The sequence below is a fragment of the Gryllotalpicola kribbensis genome (assembly GCF_039538245.1).
Taxonomy (GTDB): domain Bacteria; phylum Actinomycetota; class Actinomycetes; order Actinomycetales; family Microbacteriaceae; genus Gryllotalpicola; species Gryllotalpicola kribbensis.
On sequence record NZ_BAABBX010000005.1, the window covers coordinates 237,056 to 255,844 of the forward strand.

At 69.6% G+C, this 18,789-nt stretch carries 20 protein-coding genes; 12 read left to right on the forward strand and 8 right to left on the reverse strand.

Going from position 1 to position 18,789, the window contains the following annotated elements:
* Window positions 1-36 precede the first annotated feature (36 nt).
* Window positions 37-840: an ABC transporter ATP-binding protein gene (locus ABD716_RS04380; RefSeq protein ID WP_344774185.1), complete on the reverse strand. Its 804-nt coding sequence runs from the start codon at window positions 838-840 to the stop codon at window positions 37-39.
* Window positions 840-1,661 carry an ABC transporter permease gene (locus ABD716_RS04385; RefSeq protein ID WP_344774187.1) on the reverse strand — a complete coding sequence of 274 codons (822 nt, stop codon included), beginning with the start codon at window positions 1,659-1,661 and terminating at the stop codon, window positions 840-842. Before ABD716_RS04385 ends, ABD716_RS04380 begins: the two co-directional genes overlap by 1 nt.
* A gap of 41 nt (window positions 1,662-1,702) precedes the next feature.
* On the opposite strand from ABD716_RS04385, the gene ABD716_RS04390 reads away from it, so the two are divergent.
* Window positions 1,703-2,494, forward strand: a complete 792-nt coding sequence (locus ABD716_RS04390; protein ID WP_344774189.1) for an LLM class F420-dependent oxidoreductase — start codon at window positions 1,703-1,705, stop codon at window positions 2,492-2,494.
* A 3-nt stretch (window positions 2,495-2,497) separates the two neighbouring features.
* On the opposite strand, the gene ABD716_RS04395 is transcribed toward ABD716_RS04390, so the two are convergent.
* From ABD716_RS04395 to ABD716_RS04405, 3 genes are all read right to left on the reverse strand, one after another.
* Window positions 2,498-3,487 carry a type IV toxin-antitoxin system AbiEi family antitoxin domain-containing protein gene (locus ABD716_RS04395; RefSeq protein ID WP_344774191.1) on the reverse strand — a complete coding sequence of 330 codons (990 nt, stop codon included), beginning with the start codon at window positions 3,485-3,487 and terminating at the stop codon, window positions 2,498-2,500.
* A 310-nt stretch (window positions 3,488-3,797) separates the two neighbouring features.
* Window positions 3,798-4,505, reverse strand: coding sequence for a phosphonatase-like hydrolase (locus ABD716_RS04400; RefSeq protein WP_344774193.1), 708 nt, complete (start codon window positions 4,503-4,505; stop codon window positions 3,798-3,800).
* Window positions 4,502-5,269, reverse strand: coding sequence for a GntR family transcriptional regulator (locus ABD716_RS04405; protein WP_344774195.1), 768 nt, complete (start codon window positions 5,267-5,269; stop codon window positions 4,502-4,504). The genes ABD716_RS04400 and ABD716_RS04405 overlap by 4 nt, the downstream gene beginning before the upstream one ends.
* A 154-nt stretch (window positions 5,270-5,423) precedes the next feature.
* Between ABD716_RS04405 and ABD716_RS04410 the strand changes: the two genes are divergently transcribed.
* From ABD716_RS04410 to ABD716_RS04430, 5 genes are read left to right on the forward strand one after another with little or no spacing between them, the layout of a single operon-like run.
* Window positions 5,424-6,578 (forward strand): TIGR03364 family FAD-dependent oxidoreductase, encoded by a 1,155-nt coding sequence (locus ABD716_RS04410; protein ID WP_344774197.1) that lies wholly within the window; start codon window positions 5,424-5,426, stop codon window positions 6,576-6,578.
* Window positions 6,579-6,608: 30 nt separating this feature from the next.
* Window positions 6,609-7,781, forward strand: coding sequence for an ABC transporter substrate-binding protein (locus ABD716_RS04415; RefSeq protein ID WP_344774199.1), 1,173 nt, complete (start codon window positions 6,609-6,611; stop codon window positions 7,779-7,781).
* 29 nt (window positions 7,782-7,810) lie between these two features.
* A complete protein-coding gene (locus ABD716_RS04420) occupies window positions 7,811-8,737 on the forward strand; it encodes an ABC transporter permease (RefSeq protein ID WP_344774201.1) in 927 nt (308 codons plus the stop codon).
* On the forward strand, window positions 8,734-9,570 hold the full coding sequence (locus ABD716_RS04425; RefSeq protein ID WP_344774203.1) for an ABC transporter permease: 837 nt from the start codon (window positions 8,734-8,736) through the stop codon (window positions 9,568-9,570). The genes ABD716_RS04420 and ABD716_RS04425 overlap by 4 nt, the downstream gene beginning before the upstream one ends.
* Complete coding sequence (locus tag ABD716_RS04430) at window positions 9,570-10,664, forward strand: ABC transporter ATP-binding protein (RefSeq protein WP_344774205.1); 1,095 nt, start codon at window positions 9,570-9,572, stop codon at window positions 10,662-10,664. Before ABD716_RS04425 ends, ABD716_RS04430 begins: the two co-directional genes overlap by 1 nt.
* 4 nt (window positions 10,665-10,668) lie before the next feature.
* Here ABD716_RS04430 and ABD716_RS04435 read toward each other — a convergent pair whose 3' ends face one another.
* Entirely contained in the window at window positions 10,669-11,373 is a 705-nt protein-coding gene (locus tag ABD716_RS04435; RefSeq protein ID WP_344774207.1) for a phosphocholine cytidylyltransferase family protein, read from the reverse strand.
* Window positions 11,374-11,513: 140 nt separating this feature from the next.
* Between ABD716_RS04435 and ABD716_RS04440 the strand changes: the two genes are divergently transcribed.
* The 3 genes from ABD716_RS04440 to ABD716_RS04450 are packed head-to-tail and all read left to right on the forward strand — an operon-like array spanning window position 11,514 to window position 14,548.
* Entirely contained in the window at window positions 11,514-12,590 is a 1,077-nt protein-coding gene (locus tag ABD716_RS04440; protein ID WP_344774209.1) for an ABC transporter ATP-binding protein, read from the forward strand.
* The gene (locus tag ABD716_RS04445) at window positions 12,587-14,254 is read left to right on the forward strand and encodes a hypothetical protein (protein WP_344774211.1); all 1,668 of its coding nucleotides are present in this window, start codon (window positions 12,587-12,589) and stop codon (window positions 14,252-14,254) included. The genes ABD716_RS04440 and ABD716_RS04445 overlap by 4 nt, the downstream gene beginning before the upstream one ends.
* A gap of 21 nt (window positions 14,255-14,275) precedes the next feature.
* Window positions 14,276-14,548 (forward strand): DUF3039 domain-containing protein, encoded by a 273-nt coding sequence (locus ABD716_RS04450; protein WP_344774213.1) that lies wholly within the window; start codon window positions 14,276-14,278, stop codon window positions 14,546-14,548.
* A 23-nt stretch (window positions 14,549-14,571) separates the two neighbouring features.
* Here ABD716_RS04450 and ABD716_RS04455 read toward each other — a convergent pair whose 3' ends face one another.
* Window positions 14,572-15,870, reverse strand: coding sequence for a nicotinate phosphoribosyltransferase (locus ABD716_RS04455; RefSeq protein WP_344774215.1), 1,299 nt, complete (start codon window positions 15,868-15,870; stop codon window positions 14,572-14,574).
* 28 nt (window positions 15,871-15,898) lie between these two features.
* Between ABD716_RS04455 and murI the strand changes: the two genes are divergently transcribed.
* The 3 genes from murI to rdgB are packed head-to-tail and all read left to right on the forward strand — an operon-like array spanning window position 15,899 to window position 18,106.
* Window positions 15,899-16,726 (forward strand): glutamate racemase, encoded by an 828-nt coding sequence (gene murI / locus ABD716_RS04460; RefSeq protein WP_344774217.1) that lies wholly within the window; start codon window positions 15,899-15,901, stop codon window positions 16,724-16,726.
* Window positions 16,727-16,751: 25 nt separating this feature from the next.
* Window positions 16,752-17,501 carry a ribonuclease PH gene (rph, locus tag ABD716_RS04465; protein WP_344774219.1) on the forward strand — a complete coding sequence of 250 codons (750 nt, stop codon included), beginning with the start codon at window positions 16,752-16,754 and terminating at the stop codon, window positions 17,499-17,501.
* 2 nt (window positions 17,502-17,503) lie between these two features.
* The gene (gene rdgB / locus ABD716_RS04470; RefSeq protein ID WP_344774221.1) at window positions 17,504-18,106 is read left to right on the forward strand and encodes an RdgB/HAM1 family non-canonical purine NTP pyrophosphatase; all 603 of its coding nucleotides are present in this window, start codon (window positions 17,504-17,506) and stop codon (window positions 18,104-18,106) included.
* Here rdgB and ABD716_RS04475 read toward each other — a convergent pair.
* The gene (locus ABD716_RS04475) at window positions 18,103-18,774 is read right to left on the reverse strand and encodes a DedA family protein (RefSeq protein ID WP_344774223.1); all 672 of its coding nucleotides are present in this window, start codon (window positions 18,772-18,774) and stop codon (window positions 18,103-18,105) included. The two genes, rdgB and ABD716_RS04475, sit on opposite strands and share 4 nt — an antisense overlap.
* Between the last annotated feature and the right edge of the window lie 15 nt (window positions 18,775-18,789).

Here is an 18,789-nt window from a genome sequence, read left to right on the forward strand (position 1 = left end):
CGGATGCCTCGCAGGCGGTGCTGGGGAAGAGGGGCGCTACGCGTCGACGACCGGCGGCACCGACCCCATGTTGTAGTCGGTGTTGTAGCGGTCGATGACATCGTCGATGGGGCCGTCCATCACGAGCTCGCCCTTCTTCAGATACAGCCCGCGCGTGCAGAAGCGGCGCAGGTCGCGCTCGGAGTGCGAGACGAAGAACAGGGTGCGGCCGGCGGCGAGCAGCTCTTCGATGCGGCCGTAGCACTTCTCTCGGAACGCCTTGTCGCCCACCGCGAGCACCTCGTCGACGATCAGGATCGGCTCGTCGAGCTGCGTGATCACGCTGAACGCGATGCGCACCTTCATGCCCGACGACAGGTGCTTGTACGGCGTGTCGAGGAACCCCGGAATCTCGGCGAACGACACGATCTCGTCGAACTTCGCGTCGATCTGCTTCTTCGTCATGCCGTGCAGGCCGGCGGTCAGATAGACGTTGTCGCGCACCGACAGGTCGTCGACGAAGCCGCCCGTGATCTCGATCAGCGGCGCAACGCCCTGACGCACCCGCACCGTGCCCTCGTCGGGGAACAGGACCCCCGCGATCAGCTTCAGCAGCGTCGACTTCCCCTGCCCGTTGCGGCCGACGACGCCGATCGCCTCGCCCGCGCGGATGCCGAACGTCACATTGCGCAGCGCCCAGAACTCGTCGGGGCGCGAGCGCCGGCGGCGGCCGGCGAACAGGTCCTTGAACGACCGCTTGGCGCGCTTGTTGCGCTTGAACCGGATGCCCAGATCGGACACCTCGATGACGTCACCGTCGCCGCCGGTGGCGACGGCCGGGGTGGAGTCGACCGCGACCATCACATCTCCTTCAGCACGGCGGGCACCGAGCGCCGGAACACGAGCGTGCCGATGCCCAGGAGGACGAGCGCGCCGATCGCCGAGATCAGCACGTGGAACAGGTTGAGCTCCTGCGGCCAGAACGCGGCACGATACAGGCCCAGGATTCCGGTGAGGGGATTCAGCTCGAGCAGCGGCCTGATCGGGAATCCGTGCACCGCCTCCGGCCACTTGGCCGGCGAGTAGAGCACCGCCGATGCATAGAACAGCACCCGCAGCAGCAGGCGGATGGCGCGCTCGAGGTCCTTGTAGAAGACCGTCAGCGGCGCGACGATCATGCCGAGCCCGTAGAGCAGGATCGCCTGCAGGACGAGCCCGACGGGGAACCAGAGCACGGACCAGGTCACGGGGGCGTGGAAGATCAGGGCGAAGATCGCGAGAACGGCGAGGGATGCCACATACTCGATGCCCTTGGACAGCACGATGCGCGCCACCCAGAGAGACTGGGGGAGCTTCACCGAGCGCACGAGCTTCGCCTCTTTGCTGAAGACCCGCGTGGCATCCGTGATCGTGTTGTTGAACCACGTCCACGCGAGCAGCCCCGCCATCAGATAGACGATGTACGGCTGCTCGCCGGCCGTGCCGCCGCGGTTCATGACCACCACGAACACGAAGAAGTAGATGAGCGACATGAGCAGCGGGTCGAGGATCGACCACACGTAGCCCAGCGCGTTCGTCGTGTAGCGCACCGACAGATCGCGCTTCGTCAGCAGCCACAGCGAGTGGCGGTATCTGGCGAAGGGTGTGCGCTGTGCGGGGCGCACGACGGTCGAGCTGGTCACGGCCTCAATGCTAGGGGTGATCGCTGGGTACGTTAGGGAGCGTGACCCAGGTACGAATCGGCGTTCAGATCGCCCCGCAGCATGCCTCTTACCAGCAGATCCGCGACACGGTCGTCGAGCTCGAGCAGCTCGGCGTCGATGTCCTCTTCAACTGGGACCACTTCTACCCGCTGTCGGGCGAGCCCGACGGGCTGCATTTCGAGGGCTGGACGATGCTCGCGGCGTGGGCCGAGCAGACCACGCGCGTCGAATTCGGATGCCTCGTCACCTGCAATTCGTACCGGAACGCCGACCTGCTGGCCGACATGGCACGCACCGTCGACCACATCTCGGCTCACGATGACGGCACCGGCCGGCTGATCTTCGGCATCGGCTCGGGCTGGTTCGAGCGCGACTACGACGAGTACGGCTACGAGTTCGGCACGCCGGGCACCCGTCTGGACGCGCTCGCCGAGGCGATGCCGCGCATCGAGGCGCGCTGGTCGAAGCTGAACCCCGCGCCGACCCGCGACATCCCCGTGCTCATCGGCGGTGGCGGCGAGAAGAAGACGCTGCGCATCGTCGCCCAGCACGCCGACATCTGGCACAGCTTCAGCGACCTCGAGACGCTGAACCGCAAGAAGAGGATCCTGGCCGAGCACTGCGAGGCCGTCGGCCGGGACGTGTCCGAGATCACGCTGTCGTCGGCGTTCGGCAACGCGGCGCCGACCGAGGTCGGCGACGCGCTCGTCGAGGCGGGGGTGCGCCTCTTCACGATCGGCATCTCGGGCCCCGACTACACGCAGGACCTCGGCAAGATCAAGGCGGCCCTCGCCTGGCGCGACTCGCTGTAGGGCTCACCACAGCACCGAGAGCGCTCGATTGCCTCGTGTCATCGGGATGCCGAGGGCACCGAGGGCGGTTCGCAGATCCGCCGGCCTGCGCACTGCGTGCATGCCCCAGCGGCCGACGTCGTTCCCTTCGCGCCTGCGCGCGTCCTCGCGAAGCTTCTCTTCGTAGACGGCCTGCCCCGGCGACTTGCCGCCGAGAAGTTCGTCTTTGAGGAACTTCTCTCGCCCGTCGAACTCACCGATCTTCTTGAGCTCGGGCCATTCGAAGTCGGTGCGGAAGTAGCGCCGCCCTCGGATAGGCGACGGATGCCTGGTCTGGAGCTCGGGCGGCGGAGCGCCGAACAGGTGCATCAGCACACGACTGCCCGATTCGCCCGGTGACTCGGATCTCGGGTCGGCGAAGTCGAGAGCTGCGAGGGCGCGCTGCGTGTTCTTGACATTCGGCTCGCGTTCCAGGATCGCCCGAATGCCGTCGCGGGAGAGCTCGACCAGGCCGGCATCGAGCGCAGGAACGGCGAACACGGGCATCAGCGATCGAGCGATGTCTGCGAGCGTCCGCTCGGGCCGCGTCACCCAGAACTCGCCCCACGGCATGAGGTCGTCCGCATCGAGATCGCCGAAGTGCACGCGGATGCCTCGCTTGCTGCGCCGTGGAGAGTCGCGCTCCTCGAGGATGTCGACCTCGTCGGGCCAGGGCGGCAGAAACGGAAGGCCCAGGATCGCCAGCGCCGTGCGGTGTGAGAAGACCACGGTCGAACGCCTCGTCAGGGCGACGGCGGCCGCCTTCTCGAGATAGCGTCGGCGGAGTTCTGCCGGGCGGTGTTCCCAGGGCAGCTGGGTCACCGGTGGAAGCGCGTCGCGAAACAGACCATGGCGCAGCCGCTCGGTCTCGCCTCTGGCCACGCGGCGGCTGAGGGCACGCGACTCGGCGGTGCCGTTCAGGCTGGAGCGGCCGTCGATGATGCGGTCGAGCGGGGGCGCTGAGGGAGTGAGCACCCTGCTATTGACGCGCATCGGGCGTGACCTCCGTTCGCCGCATCCGCCTATCGGTGGACAACGGGGCGCGAGATGCGGCTGTGGATGGCAAGTCGATCGACCCGTTCGGTCGACGCGCGCGCGACCTCTCCGGCCCGAAACGGTCACGCGCGCCCGCGCCCGCGGCCGGAACTGTCTGCGGCGGAACGGGCGGCCGGGGCCGTGGCCCGATACAGACACTCGCGCCCGGGGCCGCAGCCGCAGATGACCGTTTCGGAACCGGGGGCGGCGTCAGGCCGCGGGATTCGGCGAGCGACCGGGGCCGCAGCCGTCAGGCAGGCAGTTCGCCGTCGCGGGCGAGCAGGCCGGGGATGTCGGCGACCGACGGCAGCAGATGGGTGTGCCGGTGACGGCCGAGCTGCTCGGCGGTGTAGGCGCCGGTGAGCACCCCGACGACGTAGCGTGCGCCCGCCGCGACACCCGCGCCGAGGTCGTTCGCCGTGTCCCCGGCGACGAGCACCTCGGCGGCCGAAGCGACCCCGGTGAGCTCCATTCCGCGGTAGATCAGGAAGGGGGCCGGGCGCGAGGCGGTCACCTCGTCCGAGGTGACGAGAGCGTCGACATCCCCGGTCTCGCCGTCGCCGGACCCGAGCTGCCACCCGACGATCTCGAGCAGCAGCTCGGCCACGTCGCGCGAGTAGCCGGTCTGCAGCGCCACCTTGACGCCGGCCGCGCGCAGGGCGGCGACCGCCTCGCGCACGCCCGGGATGACGGCGGGCCTGTCGGCCAGATACTGCGCCCGCAGCGTCGAGCGGAACTCGTCGAACAGGGCGTCCTGCCGCGAGGCGTCCTCGCCGAGCGCCTCGAGCAGCCCGCCGATCGCCGCGTGCTTGCTCGTGCCGCCCCAGGTGGAGAGCAGCTCGTCGCTGATGGTCGTGCCGGTCGCTTCCTCGACGGTCGAGCGCAGCACGGCATAGACCGTGCCCGCTTCCGCGATCGTGGTGCCCGCCATGTCGAGCGAGACGAGGCGAATGGTCATGCGGGAAGTCCTTCCGGGGCTAGCCGCGCGATGCTCGGCCGCGACACGGCCGACGTCGAGCGGGAGTTGCGGATCGCGAGCTTGGCGCGGTCGGTGCGGTAGCGGTCGTCGGCGTACTCGACGACCCTGCCGGAGGCGGACGAGGTGAGGCGCTCGACCCGCAGCAGCGGCGAGGCGAGGGGCACCTCGAGCTGCTCGGCGTCGAGCACGTTCGCCGCCACCGCGTCGATGGTGTGGGTGCCGCTCTCGAGCGACACGCCGCGCTCGATCAGGGCGCCGAAGATCGACCCCTCGTCTGGGTCGAAGTCGAAGAGCCGCCGGCCCACCTCCGAGACGTACCAGCTGCGCTCGAGCATCGTGGGCCGGCCGTCGATCGAGCGGCGGCGCACGACGACGACGGCGCGATCGGATGCCGCGAGGTGCAGCTTCGCCGCCACCTCTGCCGGCGGCACGCGCCAGGCGAGCTCGAGGGTGTGCTGACCCGGCAGCCGCCCGGTCGCCTGCACCCAGGCGCTGAACGAGAAGAAATCGTCGATCGAGTGCGCCAGCGGCCGCCCGAGCACCGTGGGCACCCGGCCCTGGCTGGTCTCGATCAGGCCCTCGTTCCGCAGCTGGCCGAGCGCCTGGCGCACGGGCCCGCGGCTCGCGCCGAACTGCGCGCTCAGCTCGGACTCGGACGGAAGCGGTGCGCCGACCGGCAGATCCCCCGAGCGGATGCGCTCGCGGATCGCGTCGGCGACGACGACGTGTAGGGGCACTCGCACGCTCTCAATACAAGTGCCCCGAGTGGGTGCCGGGGTCGGTAGACGGCGGTCTGTTCACCGACCGTTTGCGCGGCGGTGCGGCTGATTGAACTTCTCATGACAAGTGCCGCGGTCGGCTGGCATCCGCCCTCTTCCGCCCGTCACAGTGGCACTCGTGACCCCCGCTTCCGGCGCCGCCGTGCCCTCCGGCGCCGTCCCCGCCCGCTACGACGTGGCCATCGTGGGCGCCGGCATCGTCGGGCTCGCGCATGCCTGGCGCGCTGTGCGCGCCGGGCTGAAGGTCGTGGTGCTCGAGCGCGACGAATACGCCGCAGGCGCCAGCATCCGGAACTTCGGCCACATCTGCACGAGCGCGCAGTCCGGGCCCGCCTATGACTACGCGCTGCGGGCGCGCGGCGAGTGGCTGGCGCTGGGGGCGGATGCCGGCATTCCGGTCTCGACCGCCGGAACGGTCGCCGTCGCGCGTCGCCTCGAGGAGCTCGCCGTGCTCGAGGAGTTCGTGGGCGAGCGCAGCGACGACAACGTGCTGCTGACGGCCGCCCAGCTCGCCGACAAGCTCGGCTTCGCTCCCGTCGATGCGCTCGGCGGTGCCTGGCTGCGCCTCGATCTGCGCGTCGACGCGCCGAGCGCCGTGCCGGCCTTCGCCGCACATCTCGCTCGCCTGGGCGTCGAGTTCCGCTACCGGGCGAACGTGCTCGGCGTGGAGTCCGGCCGTGTCGTCACGGCGCGCGCCGAGGTGACGGCCGATCGCGTGATCGTCGCCGTCGGCCACGACGTCGACCGCCTGTTCCCGGGCATCGCCGACGAGCACGGCGTCGTGCGCTGCCGGCTGCGCATGATCGAGGCGGATGCCCCGGCCGGCGTCACCGTCGACCCCGGTGTCTTCACCGGCACCTCGCTGCTGCGCTACGACGCGTTCAGCCGGACAGCGGCGGCCGCGGCGCTGCGCGACGCGCTCGACCGAGAGGCGCCTGAGCTCGGCGAGCACGGCGTGAACCTGATGTTCACGCAGCGGCTTCCCCACAGCGACGCGGCGGGCCGGCTCGTGCTCGGCGACACGCACCACTACGGCCTCACCGAGTCCCCCTTCGACGACGAGGCGAGCGACGAGCTGCTGCTCGCCCGGTTCCGCGAGCTGCTCGGCGTGCGCGAGCTGGTCGTGCGCCGCCGCTGGCGCGGCGTCTACGCCTCGAGCCCCAACGGGCCCTACCTGGTCGCGAGCCCCGCGCCCGGCGTCACCGCCGTCTCTGTCACGAGCGGCATCGGCATGACGACGGCGCTCGGGCTCGCGGCATCCGTTCTCGATTGACCCGAATCCCCTGCAACCACGAGGAGAACAATGAACAGCAAGCTCCGCCGCGCGGCCTCCGGCCTCGCGCTGGTCGCCGCCGCAGCCGTCGTGCTGACCGGCTGCGCGAGCAACAGCGGCGCATCGAGCGCCGCGGCCGACGCCAAGGACTGCAAGACGCTCTCGACCGCGCAGGCCGCCAAGGCCACCAGTGCGGCCGACTTCGGCGGCTTCGACTGCCTGGTCGCCGCTGCAGAGAAGGAGGGTCACCTCAACGTGATCACCCTTCCGCCGTCGTGGGCGAACTACGGCAAGATCATCGCCGGCTTCCAGAAGAAGTACCCGCAGATCAAGATCAACTCAGAGAACCCCGACGGCTCATCCCAGGACGAGGTCGACGCCGCGAAGGCCAACAAGGGCCAGTCGACGGCGCCCGACGTGTTCGACATGGGAACGACCGTGCTCAACGCGAACCCCGATGTCGTGACGCCCTACAAGGTGCAGAACTGGGACAAGATCCCGGCCGACTTCAAGGACCCCGACGGCAACTGGTACTACGACTACACGGGTCTCATCTCGGTCGGCTACGACTCGTCGAAGATCACGAAGGCCCCGACCTCGCTCGACGACCTGCTCGGGGCCGACTACAAGAACAAGGTCGCCATCAAGGACTCGCCCGTCAAGGCGAACGAGTCGCTGATGGATGTCGTGCTCGCCTCGGTGCAGAACGGCGGCTCGGCCGACGACCTCAGCACGGGCGTCGACTTCTTCAAGAAGCTCAAGGCGGCGGGCAACTTCGTTCCGACCACGGCCTCGCAGGCCACGGTCAACAACGGCCAGACGCCGGTCGTGCTGCAGTGGTCGTTCAACAACGTCGCCTGGGGTGACGCCTCGCAGGGCGGCAACCCGAACTTTAAGTCGGTCGTCCTTCCGGGCGCCGCGGTCGGCTCCTACTACAACCAGGCCGTGGCCTCGGGCGCAGCCGACCCGGCAGCGGCCCGCCTGTGGGAGGAGTACATCTACACGCCCGAGGTGCAGAACCTCTACCTCGCCGCCGGCGCGTACCCGGCCATGCTCGACGCCATGAAGAAGGACGGCTCGGTCGACAAGGACGTGCTGCAGAAGGTCGGCGACGCGCCCTCCGACGTCACGCTGCTGACCGCCGACCAAGCCACCAAGGCGGGCACGCAGATCGCGTCGCTCTGGCCCGCAGCGATGGGCTGAGCCGTCTTCGACGAGAGCAGAGGAACACCATGACCGTGGTCGCATCCGATGCGGCGGTCGACCGGTCCGCAGGCGCCGGGGCTGTACGGCCCCGGCGCCGCGCGGCGGGCTGGCTCGGCTTCACGCCGTTCGCCGTCTACACGCTCGTCTTCCTCGCGGTGCCGACCGTTCTCGCGGTGTGGAGCGGCCTCACCGACGAGAAGGGCGCCTTCACGCTCGCCAACTTCGGGGCGTATGCGAACCCCGTCATCCTGCGGGCGTTCGGGAACTCGATTCTCCTGTCGCTCGCCACCGCCGTCGCGAGCGCCGTGATCGGCGCCGTCATCTGCGTGGCGCTGCTCGCGGTGAATCCGGTGGGCTTCACCCGGGTCGTGGCGGATGCCGCGGCATCCGTCTTCGCCCAGTTCGGCGGCGTCATGCTCGCCTTCGCCTTCGTGGCGACGATCGGCACGACCGGTCTGCTGACGCTCTTCCTCAAGCAGGCGTTCGGCTTCGACATCAACGCGCTCGCCCTCGACAAGACTGCCGGCCCGCTGATCAACCAGGTCTCGGGAATGTTCTTCGTCTACGTCTACTTCTCGGTGCCGCTCATGGTCATCGCGTTCATGCCCGCGCTCGTCGGCCTGCGGCCGCAGTGGGGCGAGGCCGTCGCGACGCTCGGCGGCGGCCGGCTCAGCTACTGGCTGCATGTGGGCTTCCCCGTGCTCGCCCCGTCGTTCTTCGGCTCGATGATCCTCGTGTTCGCGGGCGCCTTCTCGTCCTACGCGACCGCGTCCGCCCTGACGAACACCGGCGTCATCATCCCGATCATCATGCAGCAGGACCTGAGCAGCGAGACGCTGCCCGGAATCGCGCACGTTCCCGGGGTGCTCGCGATCGGCATGATCGTCGTGATGGCCATCGTCATGTGGCTCTACTCGCTGCTGCAGCGCCGGGCCTCGCGGTGGCAGCGATGAGCGCGCGCACGCCCCGGGCGCCCCGTGTCGGCGCGACACCCAGCCGCACGACGGCGACGGTGATCCTGGTGCTGGCCGCGCTCGGATTCCTCTACCCGCTGTACGCGCTGTTCCGCTTCGCCTTCTGGCCGACGGCGCAGACTCACGGCTTCACGCTGCAGCACCTCGAGCGCCTTGCCGACCCTGGGCAGGCATACATGTACGCGCAGCTGTTCGAGGGCATCCAGAACTCCCTCGTCATCGCGGTCGTCACCGTCGTGCTGATGATCGTGTTCCTGCTTCCGGCCATGATCCTGGCCGAGCTGCGCTACCGGCGCGTGCGGCAGGTGATCGAATTCGTCTGCCTGCTTCCGATCTCGATCCCGACCGTGGTGCTCGCCGTCGGCTTCGTGCCGGTCTACCAGCAGATCTGGCACCTCACGGGATCGGTCGCCTGGGTGCTCGCCTTCGCGATCGGCATCATCGTGCTGCCCTACGCCTACCGCCCGATTCAGTCGAACATGTCCGGACTCGACATGGTCACCCTCTCGGAGGCGTCGCGCTCGCTCGGCGCCGGGTGGTTCGCGACGGTCTGGTCCGTGATCCTGCCGAACCTGCGGCGCGGCATCCTGTCATCGGCCCTCATCACGGTCTCTGTGGTGCTCGGCGAGTACACGATCGCGTCGTTCCTCACCCAGAACACCTTCCAGACCGCGCTCGCCCTGCTGCAGCACGCCGACCCGTATGTCGCGGCGACGTTCGCACTCGCGGCGCTGCTGCTCATCTTCCTGATCCTCGTGCTGATCGGAGCCGTCGGCTCGGTCAGCGGTGCCCGCAAGCGAAAGGCCGCCTGATGTCCGCCGTCGAAACCACCGTTCCCGCTGCCGCCGCCGCCCTCGAAGTCGCCGGGACCGCCGTCGAACTCGTCGACGTCGTCAAGACGTACGCCGGCCACCAGGCGCTCGCGGGCGTGAACCTCAGCATCGAGCCGGGGGAGTTCATCGCGCTGCTCGGCCCCTCGGGCTGCGGCAAGACGACCGCCCTGCGTGCTCTGTCGGGTCTCGAGCAGATCGACGGCGGCCGCATCCTGATCGACGGCAAAGACGTCGCCCAGGTCGCGGTGAACAGGCGCGACATCGGCATGGTGTTCCAGTCGTACTCGTTGTTCCCGCACCTGACCGCGCTGCAGAACGTCGAGTTCGGGCTGCGCATGCGCAAAGTGGATGCCGCCTCGCGCCGCGCTCGCTCGGGCGAGGCCCTCGAGCTGGTCGGCCTTGCTCACCTCGCCGATCGCTACGCGCACCAGCTCTCGGGCGGCCAGCAGCAGCGCGTCGCGCTGGCGCGTGCACTCGTCACGCGCCCGCGCGTGCTGCTGCTCGACGAGCCGCTGTCTGCGCTGGATGCGAAGGTGCGGGTCAGCCTGCGCGACGAGATCCGCCGCATTCAGAAGGATCTCGGCATCACGACGCTGTTCGTCACTCACGACCAGGAGGAGGCGCTCGCCGTCGCCGACCGCGTCGCTGTGATGAACGCGGGCGGCATCGAGCAGATCGGCACCCCTGAAGAGCTGTACCTGAGCCCGCGCACCTCGTTCGTCGCCGACTTCGTCGGGCTCTCGAACAGGCTGCCCGGCGAGCTCGCCGGGGGAGCGGTCACGGTGTTCGGGCAGCGCCTCGACGTGATGGGCGAGGTGCCCGCCACGGGCAGGGTGACCGCCTTCGTGCGCCCCGAGGACATCGCGCTGGTCGATGCAGCCGCCGGGGATGCCGCGCTGCGCGGCACCGTCGTCTCGACGAGCTTCCTCGGCTCGCTGCGGCGCACCTTCGTGCGCCTGCCCGACGAGACGGTCGTCGCCGTGCAACACGACGTCCGTGAGCGGCCAGAGCCGGGCGACAGCGTCGCGCTGCGCTTCATGGGCCGCCCCGTCGCGGTGGCGGCGAACCCGTAGGCGCTTAGGCGAACAGGTGGTTCGCCCGCTCGAGGTCCTCGGCGAAGTCGACCTCGACCGCGTACAGGTCGGAGATGTCCATCGGCTCGACCCGGATGCCGTCGCGGGCGATGGACAGCTCGAGGCCGCCCTCGAAGTAGTCCTGCGCGTCGACCTTGTCGAGCGCGCGGATGAAACCGGCCTTGTCGCGCCCGGAGATGAAGTTGATGCCGACGGCCTCGCCGAGCGCCTTGCCCAGGTCGACCTTCTTCGAGAGCTTGTCGATGAAGCCCTCGGCGTCGACCGTGTACTTGACCTCTTCGTCGGAGACCTTCGAGGTGTTCACGGTGACGAAGCTCTGGTCGCGGTCGATGAGCTCCTTGGCGCGCACGAGCGCGGCCGGGTCGAAGACGACGTCACCGTTCATCCACAGCACGCCGCCCTTGTTCGACGCGCGCAGCGCGCGCAGCAGGCTCTTGCTGGTGTTGGTCTGGTCGTACTGCTCGTTGTAGACGAACTTCGCGCGGTCGCCGTAGCGCTCCACGATCTCTTCCGCGCGGTAGCCGACGACGATGGTGACCTCGGCATCCGTGCCGAATGCAGCGTCGATGTTGCCCAGCTGCTGGCCCATGATCGTGCGGCCGTCGACCAGCTCGGTGAGGCACTTGGGCAGTGAGCGGCCGAGGCGGGTTCCCATGCCGGCGGCCAGAATCACGATCTGGGTGGTCACGTCTTGCTCCCCACGGTAGACAATAGGCGTTCACCGGGAGTTTACCCGGTCGCCCCGCGTTTCCCCTCCTTGGGGGGATTTTCGTAACCGGTTCGACGCAAGGGGCGACGGATGCCGGAGGCTGTTGCTACGGTGGCCACATGAGTTCGCTTCCGGAGACGCCACCAGAAGACGGCCCCCAGGCGAACCCCGTCTCACCGGTCGAGCCGGCAGAGGAAAAGCCCGCGTCAGCGGCGAAAAAGCCGGCTGCTCCACGTGCCCAGAAGCCGCGCCAGACGACGGCTCGAGCACCCCGTTCGACCGCCGCATCGAAGAGCGGCGGCACCTCCTCGCGCAGCAGTTCCAGCGGCGCCACGGCGGCCAAGCCGCGCACCACGCGGGCCCCGCGCGCGCCGCGCGCCAAAGCGGCCCCCAAGGCCAAGCCGACGCCGCCGCCCGAGCCGGTTCCCGAGCCCAAGCCGACGGCCCTCGGCATCCGCCAGCTCTACAAGCGCTTCGGCGGCACGATCGCGCTCGACGGCGTGAGCATCGACGTGCCAGAGGGGTCCTTCTACGGAATAGTCGGCCCCAACGGCGCCGGCAAGACGACGATGCTGTCGATCGTGAGTGGGCTGCTGCGCCCCGACTCGGGCGAGGTCGTCGTGCACGACGTCGACGTCTGGAAGCAGCCCGAGCACGCGAAGCGGCTGATCGGGGTGCTGCCCGACCGCCTGCGGCTCTTCGACCGCCTCACCGGGGCGCAGTTCCTCTTTTACTGCGGCACGCTGCGCGGCCTCGACGCGGGCACCGTGAAGGCGCGGGTGAACGACCTCGTCGCGGCGTTCGGCCTCGAGGCGGCCGTCGGGCGCCTCGTCGCCGACTACTCCGCCGGAATGACGAAGAAGATCGCCCTGGCCGCCGCGCTGATCCACTCGCCGCGCGTGCTCGTGCTCGACGAGCCGTTCGAGTCGGTCGACCCGGTCTCTGCGGCGAACATCACCGAGATCCTCCAGAAGTACGTGGCAGCAGGCGGCACGGTCGTGCTGTCCAGCCACAGCATGGATCTCATCCAGCGCATCTGCGATCGCGTCGCGATCATCGTCGCGGGCGTCGTGCTCGACTCGGGCACCGCCGACGAGGTGCGCGGGCAGAAGACGCTCGAAGAGCGCTTCGTCGAGCTGGCTGGGGGGCGCAAGGCGGCGGAGGGCCTCGAGTGGCTGCACAGCTTCTCCGAGTGAAGGCGCCCGACGGCCGGCAGGCGGCCGCCTCCGCTCGCACGCTCGGCCTGACCGCCGCGAAGACGATGAGGGAGGCCTTCGCCGACGTCCCCCGCTTCCTGCGCCTCAAGCTCGCCCTGCTCGGCGGGGCCTTCCGCCGCAGCCCGTGGCAGGTGGTCGGTCTCGTCATCGCGTCGCTCTACGGCATCGGCATGATGGCGCTGCTGGTCGGGGGGCTCGTCGCGGCGCGGTTCGTGCCCGATGTGACATCCGTTCGCTCCATCGTGATCGTGGTCGGGGCGGCGGTGACGACCGGCTTCCTGCTGCTGCCGCTCGTCTTCGGCGTCGACGACACGCTCGACCCGCGCAAGTTCGCCCTCTTCGGCATCCCCACCGATCGGCTCGCGGTGGGCCTCGCGGCCGGGTCGATCCTCTCGGTGCCGGCGATCGTGCTCGCGGTGTGCGCGCTCGCCACGGTCGTGACCTGGTCGCATGGCTTCTGGCTCGCCGTGCTGGCGCTGATCAGCGCGGTGCTTGCGACGGCGACGAGCGTGCTCGCCGCGCGGGTCGCGACGGCGGCCGCCGGATTCCTGCTCGACACACGTCGCGCGCGCGAGCTGACCGGCGTGGTCGGCGTGCTGCTGGTCGTCCTGATCTCGCCGCTCGTGCTGTCGCTGTCGAACGTCGACTGGGGTGCGCGCGGCTTCTCGATCATGACCGTGCTCGCCGACATCCTGCGCTGGTCGCCGATGGGCGCGGCCTGGGCCGTTCCCGCCGACACGGCCGTCGGCCGCGGGGGCGCCGCGGCGCTCGAGCTGCTGATCGCGATCGCCATGCTCGCAGCGCTCTGGCTGGCGTGGCGTGCGCTCGTCGCGCACATGCTCGTCACGCCCTCGCGCTCGGGCGAGGTGAAGACGTATGCGGGGCTCGGGTGGTTCAGCGTGATGCCGGCGACCCCGTGGGGAGCGGTCGCGGCGCGCAGCCTCAGCTATTGGGGGCGGGATGCCCGCTACTGGGTCTCCCTCGTGATGATCCCGGTCATCCCGATCATCATCCTCACGGCGTTCGCCGTCGTGCACGCGATTCCGGGGACGTACCCCGCGCTGCTGCCGCTGCCGATCATGGTGCTGTTCCTCGGCTGGGCGGCGCACAACGACGTCGCCTACGACGGAACCGCCATCTGGCTGCACGTCGTGGCGGGCACCACGGGGCTCGCCGACCGCATCGGCCGCCTGGTGCCGCTGCTGTTCATCGGCATCCCGCTCATCGTGGTGGGCACGGCCGTGTCTGTGTACTTCTACGGCGACGCGCACGTCGCGCTGGCGCTCGTCGGCGTGACCGTGTGCGAGCTGTTCGTCGGCCTCGGGCTCTCGAGCGTGACGTCGACGCTCACGCCGTACCCGGTGCCGAAGCCCGGCGACAGCCCATTCGCGCAGCCGCAGAGCGTGGGCGCTGCGGCTGCGGTCGTGCAGGGTTTCAGCCTGGTGGTCATCATCGTGCTGTCTGCGCCCGCCATCGTGTTCGGCGTGCTCGGCGTCTTCGTCGACCCCGCCTGGTTCGTGTCGTCGCTGTGGGCGGGGCTCGTGGTGGGGGCGCTGGCGCTGGTCGGCGGAGTCGTGGGCGGTGCCGCGATCTTCAACCGGCGTGGGCCGCAGATGCTCGACGCCGCGGTCAAAGCGGCGTGACCCGCTCATACACTTGAGACCATGAGCATCTCGGAACCCGGCGGACCCCTGGAGGGCGGCAGCACGGCGACGCTCGATCGCGAGCTCGAAGAGCTGCTTGAGCAGGAATCCGTCGAAGAAGGCGACCATGACCGCTTCTCGCATTACGTGAAGAAGGAAGCCATTCTCGAGTCGGCCGTGACGGGCAAGCCGGTGAAGGCACTGTGCGGCAAGGTATGGGTTCCCGGGCGCGATCCCGAGAAGTTCCCGATCTGCCCCGAGTGCAAAGAGATCTACGACGCGCTGACCGACTGACTCCGCTCAGGGAAGCGCGCTCGCTACACGAACAGCGTCTTGAGCACGGGGTCGCCCGCGCCGAGCCGGAAGGCCTCCTCGGGCAGCTCGTCGATCGCCTTGGCGTTGTGCGCCCGGGCGGCACTCACTCCGGCGGGGCCGAGGAACGCGGCATCCGGCTCACCATCGCTCATCAGCGTCGCGAGCAGCTCGCGCCCCTCTGCGCGCGGGGGCCGCGTGGTGAGCACGTGCACGACCTCGGCGGTCGCCGTGCCCGACGAGTCGAGGTGCCGGATCGGGATCTTGCGGCCGCCGACGGATGCCTTCCCGTCGGACTTCTTCGCGACGGGAATCCACTCGCCTGCATCCGTCTTGTGCGCGACCAGCTTGTAGACCATGCCGGCCGCCGGCGAGCCGGACCCGGTGACCACTGAGGTTCCTACGCCGTAGTTGTCGACGGGGCTCGCCGAGAGAGCGGCGATCGCGTACTCGTCGAGGTCGTTGGTCACTGTGATCTTGGTCTTCGTGGCTCCGAGCGCGTCGAGCTGCGCACGCACTTTGCCGACCAGCTTGGGCAGGTCGCCGGAGTCCAGGCGGATGCCACCGAGCTCCGGCCCCGCGACGCGAACGGCCGTCTCGACGCCCTGCTCGACGTCGTAGGTGTCGACGAGCAGCGTCGTGCCGACGCCCATCGCGGCGACCTGCGAGCGGAATGCGTCCTCTTCCGAATCGTGCAGCAGCGTGAAGGCGTGGGCGGCGGTGCCCATGGTCGGCAGGCCCCACACCCGCCCGGCCTCGAGGTTCGACGAGGCCGCGAAGCCGGCGATGTAGGCGGCGCGGGTGGCGGCGACCGCGGCGTCCTCGTTGGCGCGGCGCGAGCCCATCTCGGCGATGGGGCGGCCGGCGGCGGCGTGCACCATTCGGCTCGCAGCCGTCGCGATCGCCGAGTCGTAGTTGAGCACCGAGAGCACGAGGGTCTCGAGGATGACCCCGTCGGCGAACGGTGCCTCGACGGTGAGCAGGGGCGAGCCCGGGAAGTACACCTCGCCCTCGCGGTAGCCCGTGATCGTGCCGGTGAAGCGGTAGTCGGCGAGCCAGTCGAGGGTGCGGTCCGAGACCACGTGCTCCGCCCGCAGCCACTCGAGCTCGGCCTCGCCGAAGCGGAACCGCGAGATCAGCTCGAGGAGGCGGCCGGTGCCCGCCACCACGCCGTAGCGCCGGCCGTGCAGCCGCCGGGCGAAGACCTCGAACACCGACTCGCGCGAATAGGTGCCGTCGGCCAGTGCGGCGTCCAGCATCGTGAGCTCATAGCGGTCGGTCAGCAGAGCCGTTGAACCGGTCATATCGGCCACACTACTTAGACTTACTCGCATGAGCGATGCGCCGATCGGGATCTTCGATTCGGGCGTCGGCGGGCTCACGGTCGCGCGTGCGGTGCGCGATCAGCTGCCGAACGAGAGCATCCTCTACATCGGCGACACCGCCCATTCGCCCTACGGCCCGAAGCCCATCGCCGACGTGCGCCGCTATGCGCTCGAGGTGCTCGACTTGATGGTCGAGCAGGGTGTCAAGATGCTCGTCATCGCCTGCAACACGGCGAGCTCGGCGATGCTGCGCGATGCGCGCGAGCGCTACGACGTTCCCGTGGTCGAGGTCATCCAGCCCGCCGTGCGCCGCGCGGTCGCCACGACCCGCAACCGGCGCGTGGGCGTGATCGGCACGCTCGGCACGGTCAATTCGAGGGCCTATGAGGATGCCTTCGCCGCGGCGCCCGACCTCGAGCTGTTCACCGCGGCCTGCCCCCGCTTCGTCGAGTTCGTCGAGGCCGGGGTCACCAGCGGCCCCGAGCTGCTCGCTCAGGCATCCGACTATCTTCGGCCCCTCAAAGACGCGGGCGTCGACACGCTCGTGCTGGGCTGCACGCACTATCCGTTCCTCAAGGGCGCCATCTCGTATGTCATGGGCGAGAGCGTGAGCCTCGTGTCGAGCGACGTCGAGACGGCGAACGACGTGTACCGCATCCTCGTCGGCGGCGGCCTCGAGCGCCGCGCGTCGACCGAGCCCCTGATCCACTACGAGGCGACGGGCGCCGACACCCTCGCCTTCCAGCGACTGGCGAACCGCATGCTGGGGCTCGACGTCTCGCGCGTCGACCTCGTGCAGACCGGCGTCATCGACCTCCCCCTGATCGAGCGCTGAGCTCGAACGACCGAAAGGCACCGACGTGACCGACACCCTTCGCGCCGACGGGCGCACGCCCGGGCAGCTGCGCCCCGTCACCATCGAGCGCGGCTGGAGCAAGCAGGCCGAGGGCAGCGCCCTGATCAGCTTCGGCGACACCAAGGTGCTGTGCACGGCGTCGTTCACCAACGGTGTGCCGCGCTGGATGACGGGCCAGGGCAAGGGCTGGGTCACCGCCGAGTACTCGATGCTGCCGCGTGCGACGAACTCGCGCAGCGACCGCGAGGCCGTGAAGGGCCGCGTGGGCGGCCGCACGCACGAGATCAGCCGCCTGATCGGCCGATCGCTGCGCGCGGTGGTGGACTTCAAGGCGCTCGGCGAGAACACGATCGTGCTCGACTGCGACGTGCTGCAGGCCGACGGCGGCACCCGCACCGCGTCGATCACCGGTGCGTACGTCGCGCTGGCCGACGCGCTGGCCTGGGGCAAGGAGCGTGGATTCATCGGGAAGAAGGCACAGCCGCTGACCGACTCGGTGTCGGCGATCTCCGTCGGCATCGTCGCCGGCGAGCCGATGCTCGATCTGGCATATGTCGAGGATTCCCGCGCCGGAACCGACATGAACGTCGTGGTCACGGGCGGTGGCAAGTTCATCGAGGTGCAGGGCACCGCCGAGGGCGCGCCGTTCGATCGCGACGAGCTCAACACGCTGCTCGATCTCGCGCTGATCGGGAACGCCGAGCTGGCGAACCTCCAGCAGGCGGCTCTCGCGCAGGATCTCGCGGGGGAGTAGCCATGCGCGTCGTGCTCGCCACCCACAACGCGCACAAGGCGCGCGAGTTCCAGACCATCCTCGCGCTCGGAGTGAGCGAGCTCGAGATCGTGACCTACGACGGCCCCGAACCGGTCGAAGACGGCGCGACCTTCGCCGAGAACGCGCTGATAAAGGCGCGCGCCGCCGCCGCGCATACGGGCCTGCCGGCGCTGGCGGATGACTCGGGCATCTGCGTCGACATCATGGGTGGCGCCCCCGGTATCTTCTCAGCGCGCTGGTCGGGCCGGCACGGCGATGATCGCGCCAACCTGCAGCTGCTGCTCGACCAGCTCGCCGATGTTCCCGACGCGAACCGCGGCGCACACTTCTCGTGCACGATCGCCCTGGTGTCGGGCAGCGGCACCGATGCGCGCGAAGCGACCGTCGAAGGGCTGTGGCCGGGGCGCCTCGCCCGCGAGGCGCGGGGCGCGAACGGGTTCGGCTACGACCCGATCTTCCTTCCGGACGGCGAGGGCGGGGCATCCGCTGCGGAGCTCGCGCCCGAGCGCAAGAGCGCGGTCAGCCATCGGGCGCGTGCCTTCGAGGCCATCACGCCCCTGCTCGCGGCCCTGCCCCGCTCTTAGGAGCGGCGCTCGGCCTCGGCGCGCTTCGCCTTGCGCTGCGTGTTCAGCAGGTGGAGGCCGGTCGGGACGACCGCGACCACGACCGCGGCGATGAGGATGACGTCGATGTAGTCCGTGACGAAGTGCTGCACCGGGGGGATGAAGTGCAGCAGGTAGCCGAGATACACGATGCCGCCGGCCCACAGCACGGCCCCGATCGCGTTGTAGAGGCTATAGCGGCGGTACGGCATCTTGCCGACGCCGGCCGCGATCGGCGCGAAGGTGCGCACGACGGGGACGAAGCGCGCGACGATCACGGCGGCGGGGCCGAAGCGGGTGAAGAACTCGTTGGTGCGATCGACGTTCTCTTTGGAGAACAGGCCGGACTCGCGCCGCTCGAAGATGGGCGGGCCCGCCTTGCGGCCGATGTAGTAGCCGAGCTCACCGCCGAGGAACGCCGCGATGGCGATGAAAAGCGCGACCCAGTAGACGTGCCAGTGGAAGAGCATGACACCGGGGGCCGAGACGACGCCGCTGATGAGCAGCAGGGTGTCGCCGGGAAGGACGAAACCGATCAGAAGACCGGTCTCGGCGAAGATGATCGCGCACACGACCAGCAGGGCCCAGGGGCCGGCGCTGTGAATGATCGTCTGCGGGTCCAACCAGGGGACGAGAGAGGCGTGGACCACGGTTCTCCTGCTGTG

Bases quoted from the DNA above. Each gene is read 5' to 3' on its own strand.
- ABD716_RS04380 (WP_344774185.1), bottom strand. From the start codon at position 840: ATGGTCGCGGTCGACTCCACCCCGGCCGTCGCCACCGGCGGCGACGGT.
- ABD716_RS04400 (WP_344774193.1), bottom strand. From the start codon at position 4,505: ATGACCATTCGCCTCGTCTCGCTCGACATGGCGGGCACCACGATCGCG.
- ABD716_RS04415 (WP_344774199.1), top strand. From the start codon at position 6,609: ATGAACAGCAAGCTCCGCCGCGCGGCCTCCGGCCTCGCGCTGGTCGCC.
- ABD716_RS04420 (WP_344774201.1), top strand. From the start codon at position 7,811: ATGACCGTGGTCGCATCCGATGCGGCGGTCGACCGGTCCGCAGGCGCC.
- ABD716_RS04425 (WP_344774203.1), top strand. From the start codon at position 8,734: ATGAGCGCGCGCACGCCCCGGGCGCCCCGTGTCGGCGCGACACCCAGC.
- ABD716_RS04430 (WP_344774205.1), top strand. From the start codon at position 9,570: ATGTCCGCCGTCGAAACCACCGTTCCCGCTGCCGCCGCCGCCCTCGAA.
- ABD716_RS04440 (WP_344774209.1), top strand. From the start codon at position 11,514: ATGAGTTCGCTTCCGGAGACGCCACCAGAAGACGGCCCCCAGGCGAAC.
- ABD716_RS04450 (WP_344774213.1), top strand. From the start codon at position 14,276: ATGAGCATCTCGGAACCCGGCGGACCCCTGGAGGGCGGCAGCACGGCG.
- ABD716_RS04455 (WP_344774215.1), bottom strand. From the start codon at position 15,870: ATGACCGGTTCAACGGCTCTGCTGACCGACCGCTATGAGCTCACGATG.
- murI (WP_344774217.1), top strand. From the start codon at position 15,899: ATGAGCGATGCGCCGATCGGGATCTTCGATTCGGGCGTCGGCGGGCTC.
- rdgB (WP_344774221.1), top strand. From the start codon at position 17,504: ATGCGCGTCGTGCTCGCCACCCACAACGCGCACAAGGCGCGCGAGTTC.